The 13,501-nt window shown below is 37.9% G+C and carries 12 protein-coding genes; 10 read left to right on the top strand and 2 right to left on the bottom strand.

Annotation, left to right across the window (positions count from 1 at the left end):
* Positions 1–61 precede the first annotated feature (61 nt).
* Genes PYW34_RS11175 through celB form a run of 5 tightly spaced genes read left to right on the top strand, consistent with a single transcriptional unit; the run spans position 62 to position 4,601 of the window.
* Positions 62–376, top strand: a complete 315-nt coding sequence (locus tag PYW34_RS11175) for a PTS cellobiose transporter subunit IIB (protein WP_002285948.1) — start codon at positions 62–64, stop codon at positions 374–376.
* A 20-nt stretch (positions 377–396) separates the two neighbouring features.
* Entirely contained in the window at positions 397–2,376 is a 1,980-nt protein-coding gene (locus PYW34_RS11170; protein WP_002334566.1) for a BglG family transcription antiterminator, read from the top strand.
* A 12-nt stretch (positions 2,377–2,388) separates the two neighbouring features.
* Positions 2,389–2,715, top strand: a complete 327-nt coding sequence (locus tag PYW34_RS11165; RefSeq protein ID WP_002285954.1) for a PTS cellobiose transporter subunit IIA — start codon at positions 2,389–2,391, stop codon at positions 2,713–2,715.
* Between the two features lie 15 nt (positions 2,716–2,730).
* Positions 2,731–3,249 carry a hypothetical protein gene (locus PYW34_RS11160; protein WP_002285960.1) on the top strand — a complete coding sequence of 173 codons (519 nt, stop codon included), beginning with the start codon at positions 2,731–2,733 and terminating at the stop codon, positions 3,247–3,249.
* Positions 3,249–4,601, top strand: coding sequence for a PTS cellobiose transporter subunit IIC (gene celB / locus PYW34_RS11155; RefSeq protein WP_002285961.1), 1,353 nt, complete (start codon positions 3,249–3,251; stop codon positions 4,599–4,601). The genes PYW34_RS11160 and celB overlap by 1 nt, the downstream gene beginning before the upstream one ends.
* Before the next feature lie 83 nt (positions 4,602–4,684).
* Here the strand turns inward: celB and PYW34_RS11150 are convergent, their stop codons facing one another.
* On the bottom strand, positions 4,685–6,190 hold the full coding sequence (locus PYW34_RS11150) for a UDP-N-acetylmuramoyl-L-alanyl-D-glutamate--L-lysine ligase (protein WP_002294486.1): 1,506 nt from the start codon (positions 6,188–6,190) through the stop codon (positions 4,685–4,687).
* 91 nt (positions 6,191–6,281) lie between these two features.
* Complete coding sequence (locus PYW34_RS11145; RefSeq protein ID WP_002285964.1) at positions 6,282–6,872, bottom strand: YitT family protein; 591 nt, start codon at positions 6,870–6,872, stop codon at positions 6,282–6,284.
* 178 nt (positions 6,873–7,050) lie between these two features.
* Here PYW34_RS11145 and PYW34_RS11140 point away from each other — a divergent pair, with 178 nt between their 5' ends.
* From PYW34_RS11140 to PYW34_RS11120, 5 genes are all read left to right on the top strand, one after another.
* Complete coding sequence (locus PYW34_RS11140; RefSeq protein WP_002285966.1) at positions 7,051–8,697, top strand: putative polysaccharide biosynthesis protein; 1,647 nt, start codon at positions 7,051–7,053, stop codon at positions 8,695–8,697.
* A 48-nt stretch (positions 8,698–8,745) separates the two neighbouring features.
* Positions 8,746–9,465, top strand: a complete 720-nt coding sequence (locus PYW34_RS11135) for a pseudouridine synthase (RefSeq protein WP_002285969.1) — start codon at positions 8,746–8,748, stop codon at positions 9,463–9,465.
* A 478-nt stretch (positions 9,466–9,943) separates the two neighbouring features.
* Complete coding sequence (locus tag PYW34_RS11130) at positions 9,944–10,891, top strand: ABC transporter permease (protein ID WP_002285971.1); 948 nt, start codon at positions 9,944–9,946, stop codon at positions 10,889–10,891.
* Between the two features lie 11 nt (positions 10,892–10,902).
* A complete protein-coding gene (locus tag PYW34_RS11125) occupies positions 10,903–11,823 on the top strand; it encodes a carbohydrate ABC transporter permease (protein WP_002285972.1) in 921 nt (306 codons plus the stop codon).
* Positions 11,824–11,863: 40 nt separating this feature from the next.
* On the top strand, positions 11,864–13,321 hold the full coding sequence (locus tag PYW34_RS11120; RefSeq protein WP_002285974.1) for an ABC transporter substrate-binding protein: 1,458 nt from the start codon (positions 11,864–11,866) through the stop codon (positions 13,319–13,321).
* The last annotated feature ends 180 nt before the right edge of the window (positions 13,322–13,501 follow it).

The raw sequence follows: 13,501 nt of genomic DNA, 5'->3' as shown, positions 1-13,501 counted from the left end.
TTGAATAGAAAACGCTTACAAGATATGCTTGGTTTATAAAAATAAAAGGAGTGATTGATTTATGAAAAAAGCATTGATTATTTGTGCGGCAGGAATGTCATCCTCGATGATGGCCTCAAAGACAACGGATTTCTTTAAGCAAAAAAGAGAAGAGGTACTCGTAGATGCAGTTTCAGCTACAGAAGGCGATAATATGATTAAGAATAGTGATTTTGATTTATTTCTGATCAGCCCGCAAACGACGATGTTTTTGGATAAATTCAAAAAATTAGGAGAATCTGTTGGAAAGCCTGTTGTTAGTATCCCTTTCCAAGCGTATGTCCCAATCCCTACAGGCATCCAGAAGTTAGCAGAGGTGATCGAAGAGAACATATGATGGAATAGGAGTGGATGATAATGAAACAGAAGGAAAAATTGCTGTTGAGATATTTGATTGATCACAAGAAGGAGTATGTCACCAGTCAACGTTTAGCTTCTGAATTGTTATTATCTGATCGGACAATCCGTAATTACTTGCAGCGGATCAAAGAGTTAGTAGAAAAAAACGGAGGTAAGATCATTGCTAAACCAGGTTATGGCTACCAACTGCATATTTTACAAAGACTGACATTTGACTTGTTTTTGAGTCGGCAAGAAATAGTACCTGGATATGCTAGAGAACCGCAAGGATTTTATGAGTCCGAAGATCGACAAAAGTATATATTGAACCAATTGCTTTTGGAAGATGCCATTCTTTTTATGGATGATTTGGCAGAAGAGCTTTATATCAGTCGTTCCAGTTTGACAAAGGACATGCAAGAAATCAAGGAGCGATTGATTCCATATTCACTAAAAATCGTTTCTAAGCATGGTCAAGGGACATGGATCGAAGGGGAAGAAAGAAATCGACGGCATTTTATCATGGATACTTTTTTTGGAAACCATTATGGAAATTCATTGAAAGAATATTTAGGGCAAAGCCGTTTTTTCCCAGACATCAGTTTTGAAGAGCTAGTCATTATCATTCTCGATGAAACAAGAGAAGCTAAGTTAAAAGTTTCGGATTTTATCATACAGAATCTGACTTTACACTTGGCTTTGGGGATCAAACGGCTCCGAGAAGGGTTTGAAATCAAGGAATTAGGCATCGAACAAGAAGTTTCTAAGCGAGTAGAGTATCAAGTGGCGCAGCGGATCGTTCAACGTATTGAGGTAATCGCAGGTGTATCGTTTCCCGAAGAAGAAATTGCTTATTTGACATTACATCTCATGGCTAAGTCGAATCACAAAGAAAATCAAAATGATCAGGAACTATCAAAGGAATTAGCGAAAGTTCTGAAAAGATTGTCTCAGGAATTTCATTTTTCATTAGTAGAGGATCTCCAGCTTTTCAATGGACTACTCGATCATTTGTCACCGATGATGATTCGATTGAGCCGAGGTATTCGCATTGAGAACCCATTGACTGAGGAGATAAAGAAAGAAAATCCCAAAGTCTTTGACGCAGTAAAAAGGCATTTCAGCAACATGCCGGCTTTGAAAAACTATACCATCAATGAAGATGAATGGGCCTATTTGGCTTTGCATCTCATGGCGGCATTGGAAAAAGAAAGAGCTGCGCATAAACTACATGCATTGATTATCTGTGCAACGGGTTACGGCAGTGCCCAACTATTAAAGAATCGCGTAGTCAGTGAATTCGGTAAAAATATTACAGTGGTAAGTGTAAAAGGCTATTATGAGATCAATGAAACAACTTTAAAAGGAATCGACCTGATTATTTCTTCTATTGATCTTTCGACAATGTTTTTCAAAATTCCAGTTTTACATGTCAGTATTTTTTTGAATGAAGATGATGTTCGTAAAATACGAAAGGTAGTTGGAGAATCTATACCCTATCATTCCTCAGATAGACCGATACCAGCATTTTCTCTACAGCAAAAAAAGCAGATTTACACCGAACAGTTGTCTGAAAAATTTTTCAAGACTTATACGTACGAACCGAAAAAGGAAGAAATTCTTCATGATTTGCTGCAAAAGCTGAGCATAAATGAAGAAGAAGGATATATAAGAGAAATGCGAAAGCAGATCCAGCAACGTGAAAATATGGGACAAATCATATTCAGTGATACAGTGGCAGTCCCACATCCCGCTGTTCCAGTTGGAATCGAAACAAAGGTAGCCGTTGCATTGATTCCTTCTGGGATGCAGTGGGATCAATATCAAGAAATTCATTTTGTTTTTTTAGTTTCGCCTTCTTATGTCGAAAATGAAGGAATTACGGTCGTGACTAAAGCAATCATTAGGTTAGTTGACCAGCTAAAAGTACAGCAGGAAATCTTAGCTGAACCTATTTTTGAGAATTTCAGCAGTAAATTTATCAAACTGATCGAATAAGGAGGAAAACAGATGGCTGAAAAAATAAACAGTGAAACACTACAAGTGACTTCTTTTGATATCATTTTCCATAGCGGAAATGCACGGACACTGATACATGAAGCATTTCGCTCGATGCGTAAAGAGATGTTTGAAGAAGTAGAAGAGAAGTTGCGACAAGCAAATGAAGAGATTCTTCATGCGCATCAGTCACAAACTCAACTTCTGAAAGAATATGCCAGCGGGACAAAAATAGAAATGGAAATTATCATGGTCCATGCACAAGATCATCTGATGACGACGATGACATTATTGGAAGTTGCACAGGAAATGAATTATTTGTATCAAAAAAATAAATAGAAAGGAAGGATCATTGTGCAGGATACAGTAAAAAGGAAAATCGAATTAGAAAAAAAGCAACTTAGTTTGAAAAACATGTATTTCAATCGTTATCTAATCGTACGTTACCTGACTGCCTTTTTCTTTTTCATGAACATGCAATGGATGATTCTGCTTCTATCAGCTAAAAGTTTAGGAAGTAGTTTACCGATGATTCTGATTTTAGCTATTTTGCCTGCAGTAGGAGAACAAGTAAAGCTTTATCGAAAACACCAAACGAACGTTCCATGGACAAAGTGGTATTTTTTGTTCCAGAGTGTCTTTAATTTATTAGTGATTCCAGTGTTGTTTACCTCAGGATTTACATTCTTGTATCCTTTTATGGCAAATAACAATGGAGGACAGTTATTTGTTTTCATTCTTGTTGTAAGCGGTATTTTTGCCAGTGCATTTATACAGTATCGTTTAAAGAAAATTTCACTCAACCAAGACCAACAGTATATCCGTATTAAACAATATGAAAAAGCGTTATATTTAGGAAAGGAGAATAACTAATGTTTGATTTTTTGCAGAAATACCTGATGGGACCTATGGGGAAAATTGCGCAACTTAAAATCGTTCGGGCTGTCATGGCAGCGGGGATGGCTTCTATTCCTTTCACGATTGTAGGCTCGATGTTTTTGGTTTTAAATATTTTGCCATTACCGTTCCCATTTTTAGAAGGATTTTTTAATGCAACTTTTTTCAAAGTTAGTGACTTGTACATGATCGTCAATACAATGACGATGGGGATTTTATCTATTTACTTTGCCATTGTGTTTGCTTATGAATTAACGTCAATTGAACGAGATGAACAAAAATTAAATGTTAATCCGCTCACGGGGGCATTACTATCTGTTTTTGCATTCTTTATGTGTATCCCTGAATTGATCATGACTGATGGTAAAATCAGCTTGATTGCTTCTATCAATGAGACAGAAACTGTAGTAAATGGTATTAGGATGGGCTCTTTTGTCGAACGTTTAGGAACTTCAGGAATCTTTACAGCTATTATTATGTCGATTATTGCGGTCGAATTGTATTGTATGTGTGTCAAGAGAAATTGGGTCATAAAAATGCCAGATGTTGTTCCGCCAGGAGTTTCTCGTTCTTTCACTGCTCTGATCCCAACATTTGTCATTGCGTTTGTGGTGATGATCATCAATGGATTATTAGTTGCACTAGGAACGGATATCTTCAAAATGATTGCTATCCCATTTGGGTTTGTTACGCAGTTGACGAATACATGGCTTGGTGTCATGGTGATTTATTTCTTGATCCATGCATTGTGGATCGTAGGGATCCATGGAGCGAATATCATCACTTCTTTCTTGACCCCGATCGTATTAGCTAATATGGCAGCTAACGCACAAGGCGCAAATTATCCGTTGGCAGGAGAATTCAACAATTCTTATGTAACCGTTGGTGGATCAGGTGCGACTTTAGGATTGATCATCTTTATTGCATTCCTCGCGAAATCTGATCAGCTGAAAGTGTTAGGAAAAGCCTCACTTGTACCAGGATTATTCAATATCAATGAACCAATCATTTTCGGGATGCCAATCGTCTACAATCCCTATTTAGCGGTTCCGTTTTTCTTAGCTCCGATGGCTTCTGCTACACTCGCTTATTTTGCCATTCGGCTGGAAATCGTCAAACCGATGCTTGCACAGATGCCGTGGCCTTCACCAGTCGGGATCGGAGCATTTGTTGGTAGTGGTGGTGATTGGAAAGCTGCTGTGTTAGCAGTCATTTGTGCAATCATCGCATTCATTATCTGGTTCCCATTTATCAAATTCTATGATAATAAATTATTAAATGAAGAAAGAGAAAAGGCAGCAGAATTAGCTAGTGAAAAGTTAAAATGATTTCTAAGAAAAAAGGAACTGTGACAAAAAATCACAGTCCCTTTTTTTCTTAGAAATGGGAAACCACTAGTATATAAATACCATTATTCTTCAATCAACCGCTTCACGATTGCATAATCCCCTTCATAAGGTTCATCTACACCATTGATTTTTTGATAGGGATCCACGCCTTTTCCCGCAATAACGACTGAATCTTGCGGAGCGCTTTCTGCTAAAGCGCGTCGAATCGCTTCAGGACGATCCATTTCATAATGAACGATCAAATCTGGATTAGTAATTGCTTCATTGATTTCTTCCGCGATTTTTTTCGGATCTTCAAATGCTGGGTCATCTGCCGTCAAAAAGGCGATGTCAGCTGTTTCTGATAGCACTTTTCCAAAATCATGTCGACGGGAGATTGCTTTGTTTCCTGGGCTGCCTAATACAACAATTACACGGCCATCTGGATGTTCATTTTTGGCAAATTCCAGCAATGTTTTCAAGCTTAGATAATTATGTGCATAGTCCACATAGACATGCGCTCCATTGGATTGGATCAATTGATCCATTCGGCCTGGTACACGAGCTTCTTTTAATCCGTCTTGTGCATCTTGACTGGAGGCACCTGTTAGTGCTGCGGCAATGATCGCACTGGCTGCATTTTCTTGGTTGAATCCTCCAGCCAGCAAAATATCATAAGCAGTATCGCAGATAGCTAAGCGATCTTCATGAGAAGATAAAGTAAAACCGTGAGTACCTTTATCTGAACGGATCACTTGATAATTGCTTTCTTCCGAACGACCATAAGTGATCGTTGGAATCTGGAATAGATCGGCTGTTTCCCTAAGTAAATCAAAATAGTCACTTTCATGATTTAAAACAACTGTTTTTGAATTCAAGATCAATTGTCGCTTGCAATAGAAATAGTCATCAAATGTCGGATGTTCGATCGGACTGATATGGTCAGGCGAGATATTCAAGAAGATTCCGACATCTAAAGTCAAGCCGTATACGCGTTGTGTTTTGTAAGCTTGTGAAGAAACTTCCATCACTAGATGAGTCATACCATTTTCAACTGCTTCTGACATCATACGATATAAATCTAATGACTCAGGCGTTGTCAAATGGGATTTGAAATATGTTTTGCCATCTAACGTTGTATTCATAGTAGAAAGCAATGCTGTTTTTTTATTTGTTGTGTGATCCAAGATTGCTTTTGTAAAGTACGCAGCAGTTGTTTTACCTTTTGTTCCAGTGAATCCGATCACTTTCAATTTATTTTGCGGATAGTCGTAAAAAGCCATAGCAAGAAGCGCCATTGCTTTACGGATATCCGTTACGATGATTCCTACTGCTGAATTTTCGTATGGTTGTTCTGATACATAATATTGAATACCCTGTTCGATTGCTGAATCCAAATATTCTTCTTTGAAATTCATTCCTTTACAGAAAAACAAAGTAGAAGCATCAGCTTTTCTTGAATCATAACTTAACTGAAGAAATTCAGCTTTTTCTGGTACATCAAGATGCCAGCCTCTTGTTGAAACAAATTCTTTTAATAGATTTTCTTTTAATAGTAAATGACGGATGTCTTCTAAAGAGAAGCTCATTGATTGATCCCTCGCTTTATTCAATTTCTTGGTTTATTATAGCACACTCTTTTTAATATATCGTTTGTTTCCGCTATGACAAAATCCAGCTTTATTCAAATTTTCTTGACACAGGGGACAAGCGGATGAGTATTTTCATAAACAATGAACTGACTGTAATAGATAGGAGAACGAATAGTGTCTCCAACAATCCAAAAACATAATAATTCAAAAAGACGATAAGACTATTGGTAAGTAAAAGTCCTTGCGGCATTGGAAGCCGAAAAAATTTGTGGAAAATAATCGGCGGTATCGTTATACCGCCATTTGAGGCCCCGACTGTGTACAATGTGTAAACCCCAAGACTGAACAAAAGACTTCCTGAAATCAGTGAAAAGAAATGTGAGGAGATCATTTCCACTTTTGGAACAATCTCTAAAACAACAGGAAAAAGCAGACTTCCCGCTACAGTCTTAAAAAATACTGATTTTCCTAATAGGACAGCGGCTAGAAGCAGCATCATAAGATTGATGCTCCAAACAGTAACTGAGCGTTGGATAGAAAAGGCCGTTTCAACTAAATGTCCGATGGCGCCCACTCCGGCGGAAGCTATATCGTGAGGGAGCAAGAACCAATTCAATCCAACTGTGATAAAGAAAAGACCTAAAAATATAACGGGTAGTTTTTTTATTTCTTGTGTCATTGATATCTCCTATAAATGTTAGCCATAAAAGGCTGTATATTTCTTTACTTTACCAAAAAAACGAAACCGAATTCAAAAAAACAATTGTTCTTATAAAAGTTATATAAAATCGATTGCCAGTTTCTGTTTTACCAATTAAAATGATAGTAATGTTTTGTAGAAAGTTGGAATCTGACCGATGGATAATCAAAGAAAACCAGCATTAGATCAATTAACACCGCAAGAAAAAATGGCACGAGGCTCTGCTTGGATGACCGCCAGTAATATCATTTCAAGATTGCTAGGCGCTGTCTATATCATTCCCTGGTATGCTTGGATGGGCGAAAATGCTAAGGCTGCCAATGGATTATTCAATATGGGATACAATATATATGCATTGTTTCTACTGATCTCTACAGCAGGAATACCTGCTGCGATTGCAAAACAAACTGCACGCTATAATTCATTGAATGAATATGGCACTTCACGACGATTATTTATCCGTGCATTACAGATGATGGGCGGGTTAGGCCTGTTGTTTGCTTTGTTCATGTACATCGCCTCTCCTTGGCTAGCTCATGCTTCTGGTGGCGGAGAAGAACTGATTCCAACGATGCGTTCTTTGAGTATCGCTGTATTGGTTTTTCCTTGTATGAGTGTGATACGAGGGTATTTTCAAGGCAATCAAGAAATGATGCCTTATGCGCTGTCGCAGATTGTAGAACAGGTGGCACGTATTTTTTATATGCTATTGGCTACATTCATCATCATGAAAGTCATGGATGGTGACTATGTGACGGCGGTCACGCAATCAACTTTCGCGGCATTTATCGGTATGCTAGCAAGTATTCTTGTCCTTTTGTATTTTTTGAAGAAACATCAAGCGTATACATCGGCGTTTATTCACTACAGCGAAAACAAAATAAATATTGCAACGAAGGAATTGTTGTTAGATACCGTTAAAGAAGCGATTCCGTTTATTATTGTGGGTTCAGGGGTAACGATCTTCAAATTAGTCGATCAGTTCACTTTTATGAAGATCATGTCTGCATCCACCGAGTATTCCAATGCACAGTTACTGGATCTTTTTTCGATTTTTAGTGCCAATCCAGATAAGTTGACGATGGTAGTTATTGCATTGGCAACATCGATCGCGTCTACTGGGTTACCGTTGATTACAGAAGCTGTTACGTTGAAAGATCGAGTAGGTCTGGCAAAATTGACAAGCGGAAATTTACAGTTGTTTTCATTTTTTATGTTTCCGGCGACATTTGGTGTTATGTTACTTGCCTATCCGCTAAATACATTATTTTATACACCGGATTCTCTAGGAAGTAATGTACTGATCCAAGCAAGTTTTGTAGGACTCTTCCTAGGACTATATATGCTAGTTTCCAACATGCTGCAAGGAATGTTTGAAAACAAGGCGGCAATTAATTATTTGGTTATTGGGTTTCTAGTGAAACTCCTTCTTCAATACCCAGCCATTCGTTTATTTGAAGTATACGGCCCTTTATTGGCGACAATGATCGGATTTGCTGTGTCTTGTACCTTGATCTTAAAGAGAATCCATGAAGTAGCCCGCTTTAAACCAAGTTTTGTCTGGCGCAGGACATTGCTGATCTTTATTCTTACCTTGATTATGCTTTTGGCTTCGTGGATCACAAAGATGATTTTTGGTGCTTTTTTAAACGAAGATAGCAAATTCCAGTCTCTATTGTTGATTCTTGTAGTAGCAGGTATAGGGGCTTTAGTGTATGGTTATTTAGCTTTGAAAATCCGCTTGGCAGAAAGACTACTAGGACCAGGAATAGCGCGTTTACGACATAAATTAAAAATAAAATAAGTGAATCAGAAGAGCTAGATTGATGCTCTTTTGAAATGGGGGAAACGCATGCGTTTAGATAAGTTTTTAGCAGATATGGGACTTGGCAGCCGCAAAGAAGTCAAAGGATTGATCAAAAAAGGAACGATCGAAGTCAATGGACAAGTGGTGAAAAGCGATAAAGCGCAAGTAAATGAATTCGAAGATGCGGTTACTTATTTAGGAGAAATCATTACGTATCAAAAAGATTTTTACTACATTTTGCATAAACCTGCAGGAGTCATTTCTGCTACTCAGGATAATCATGATCAAACCGTAATCGATTTATTGGAAGACCAGGATTATCGGGAAGATCTTTTTCCAGTCGGCCGATTAGATAAAGACACAGAGGGCCTCTTGATTTTAACGAATGACGGGGTGTTTGCCCATCAGTTACTATCACCTAAAAAACATGTGGAGAAAGAATATCTAGCTGAGGTTAGCGGTATAATGACAGAAGAAGATATCCGTTTATTTGCAGAAGGACTGATTATTGATGGCGATGAGCAGACATTGCCGGCAAAACTCCAAATTGATCAAGTAGATCAAGAGACAGAAACTTCAATTATCCGTCTGATTTTGCATGAAGGAAAGTTTCACCAAGTTAAGCGAATGGTCAAAGCAGTAGGAAAAGAAGTCTTATATTTAAAAAGAATCCGTATGGGAAAATTTTGGCTGCCTAAAGATTTGAATAAAGGGCAATATCGACCCATGACCAAAGAAGAGCTAGAACAAGTGAGAGAAAAATAATTGAATGGATAGCTAAAAGAATAAGCAGAGTAGTTGTAGCGCCATCTGAAAAGCAGACTTGTCCGTCTGACTTTCGGATGGCTTTTTTGTGAAATTTCGGCTTATTTCCGTAGAAGCTACTTCTGGAACACCGTTTGTTCGGAATAAGGGACTGTGACAAGACTTTTGTTACAGTCCCCATTGTTCCTTGTGACTCAGAGTTAGATAGTAAGGACACGATCTCCCTAATACTCAGGCCAAAACGCTGAATTCACAACCTCTGATAAACGGTGTTCAATCAGCTGACCCTCGGTATTAGCTCAAAAAACGGCAAAATATGAGGAACTATTTTCCCGTTTTTTTCTCTAATACTCAGGCCAAAACGCTGATTTCACAACCTCTCCTATACTTTGTTTCATTTTCCCTATACTTTGTTTATTTATTCTCATTATTGAAAGCGCTATAATTACGTTGCGAATGAATCGAAAGGGGTTTTTAGATGAAAAAACGAAAGGGGTTCAATCATTTTTTTATGAATCTATGGCGTTATAAAGCACTTGTCCTGATGGCTGTACCGGGTATGCTTTGGATGATTTTTTTCTTTTACATACCTGTAATGGCGAATGTCGTAGCATTCAAAAATTTTCATATTTCAGCAGATGGGTTCTTGGCTAGCTTGAGGGAAAGTCCTTGGGTGGGTTGGGAAAATTTCAAATTTTTATTTTCTTCGGATCAAGCATTTCTCATCACTAAAAATACAATTTTATATAATGTAGCATTTATCCTTTTGAATCTGCTGATCTCAGTCGTATTTGCAATCATTATGAGCGAGTTGAGAAATAAACGACTCGTTAAAGTTTATCAAACGATGTCCTTACTACCTTATTTTCTATCTTGGGTCATTATCAGTTACTTTGTTTACGCTTTTTTAAGTCCTGACAAAGGAATATTCAATCAGTGGATCACTGGACATGGAGGAGAAGCTGTCAATTGGTATAATGAACCGAAATATTGGCCGTTTATCTTGGTGTTCATTGGTACATGGAAAGGGATTGGTTATAACAGCATTATTTACTTTGCATCTGTTATGGGAATCGATCCGACTTATTATGAAGCTGCTATGGTTGATGGAGCTAGCAAATGGCAGCAGATCAAACATGTGACGATACCACAACTTATTCCACTAATGACGATTTTAACGATTTTAGCCGTAGGAAACATTTTCCGAGCTGATTTTGGCCTGTTTTATAACATTCCTAGGAATTCCGGTGCATTATATGATGTGACTCAAGTTTTGGATACGTATATCTACAATGGCCTGACATCCACAGGAGATTTTGGTATGACGGCTGCTGCAGGACTTTACCAATCAGTTGTCGGCTTTGTCTTGTTGATGATCACAAATACGATCGCCCGACGTTTTGATAGCGATTCTGCATTATTCTAAGGAGGAAAAAAATGAAAAAAAAGAAAGTGGAGAGAGTCCAAGTCCGCTCTTTCAATAAGACGGCTAATTTTTTCTCTAATATAATGATTGCACTCTTTGCTATTTCCTGTATTTTGCCATTTATATTTGTTATCGCCATCTCTTTTACCGATGAGTCCATATTGTCGACTCACGGGTACAGTTTTTGGCCAGAAAAGTTCAGTATATTTGGTTATACGTACTTGTTCGACCAGATGCAGGATAAAATTTTCCAAGCGCTTTTCGTCACTGTACTTGTTACTGTTTTAGGTACACTGATCAATAGCACGGCTACTTCTTTATATGCTTATGCGATTTCACGGTCAAACTTTCCATTCCGTCGTTTTTTTACCGTTTTTTGTTTGATTACGATGTTGTTCTCACCAGGGATGGTGGCCAATTATCTTGTTATGACAAATCTTCTTCAGTTAAAAGATACGATTTGGGCATTGATCTTGCCAATGGCTGTCAGTCCCTTCAATATTATTGTGATGCGCACATTCTTTAAACGTTCGGTCTCTGATTCGATTATTGAATCGGCACGGATCGATGGAGCTAGCGAACTGCGAATATTTGTTCAGATCGTTTTACCGTTAGCTGTTCCAGGTATTGCGACAATCAGTTTATTTGCCGCATTGGGTTACTGGAATGACTGGTTCAATGCTTTACTATACATCCAAGATGATAAGCTAGTTCCACTACAGTATCTTTTGATGAAAATCCAAAGTAATATTCAATATCTGACACAAAATTCAGGAGCAGGAAGCCAATTGACAGGCGGATTAGCCTCAGTTCCAGGAGAATCTGCCAGAATGGCGATCGTAGTCATCTCGACGTTGCCTATTGCGATCAGCTATCCATTTTTCCAGAAGCATTTTGTCAAAGGTCTAACAATCGGCGGAGTAAAAGAATAAAGAAACAAAAATATAAATCATAAAATTAGGAGGAAGAAAAATGAAGTTATGGAAGAAACTAGCCTTTACAGGTGTTTCAGCGTTGTTGTTGGGAACATTAGCAGCATGCGGAGGTTCTGGTTCTAAAGACCAGGCAGAAGCTAGCAATTCGGACACTTTGCAGATGTATCAAATCGGAGATAAACCAGATAATTTCGATCAATTGATGGAAGTAGCAAACAAACGAATCGAAAAAGAGATCGGTGTAAAAGTCAATATCAATTACATTGGCTGGGGCGATTACGAAAAGAAAATGAACGTCATCATTTCTTCCGGGGAAAATTATGATATCGCCTTTGCGAACAACTATGTTTCCAATGCCCAAAAAGGAGCCTTTGCTGATTTGACTGAATTAGCGCCTAAGTACGCTGAAAAAGCTTATAATGATTTAGATGAAGCATATATTAAAGGAAATCTGGTCAATGGAAAATTATATGCTTTCCCAGTCAATGGAAATGTCTTTGCTCAACAAGTACTTACTTTTAACAAAGCTTTACTAGATAAATACGATCTTTCAATTGATGGAATCCAATCTTACGCTGATGCAGAAAAAGTCTTGAAGGAATTCCATGAAAAAGAACCAAACACGGCAGCTTTTGCCATTGGACAAGGCTTCAAAGTCCAAGGGAACTTTGATTATCCTTTAGGGAATACGTTACCATTTGCTATTGATCTGGATGGAGATGATTCGAAAATCATCAACCAATACGATAATGAAACGTATATCGGACTGTTACGTACAATGCATAGCTGGTACAAACAAGGACTCATTCCAAGTGACGCTGCAACGAGCAATAAGGATTATCCACTAGAAGGAAATACTTGGCTAATGCGTGGAGAAACACAAGGACCGTATGATTATGGCGATACAATTTTGACAAATGCAGCAAAACAAGAACTTGTCTCAAAAGCAATTACTGTTCCACTAAAATCTACAGCTCAAGCACAAATGGCAAATTTTGTCGTATCAAATACTTCAAAAAATAAAGAAAAATCAGTAGAACTTCTAGGGCTGCTTAACAGTGATCCAGAATTATTGAATGGGCTTGTTTGGGGGATCGAGGGAGAAGCATGGGAAAAAGTCGATGGTTCAGATGATAAAATCAAATTGCTAGATGGTTATCAGCCAAATACACATATGTCTGCTTGGAATACAGGAAACAACAAGATTCTATATACACAAGAGTCTATTACGGATGACATGATTGCCAAACGTGATCAATCGATTGCTGATGCAGAAACTTCACCGATTTTAGGATTCAGCTTCAACACTGACAGTGTCAAAACAGAATTAAGTAATATTTCTAATGTCATGAATCAATATTTAGATGGATTGAATACAGGGACTGTTGATCCAGATGAAACATTACCGAAATTGAAAGACGCTTTGGACAAGGCTGGCTATGATAAGGTATTGAAAGAAATGCAAAAACAATATGATGAGTTCCGACAAGAATAATAATGAATAAAGACAAAGGGGTTGTGACAAAAGACGTGTCACAACCTCTTGTTCCGAATAAACGGTGTTCAAAAGCCAGTTTCTCGGTATTAAGCTAAATATATGTAAAAATGTGGAAAGCCATATTCACAAAATTTTTCTTACTACTCGAAACTAAGCGGCTATTTCACAAACTCTTGG

This window comes from Enterococcus faecium, assembly GCF_029023785.1.
Lineage (GTDB): Bacteria > Bacillota > Bacilli > Lactobacillales > Enterococcaceae > Enterococcus_B > Enterococcus_B faecium.
Note: the sequence above shows the minus strand (reverse complement) of the source record. Positions and strands in the feature narration are given on the sequence as shown.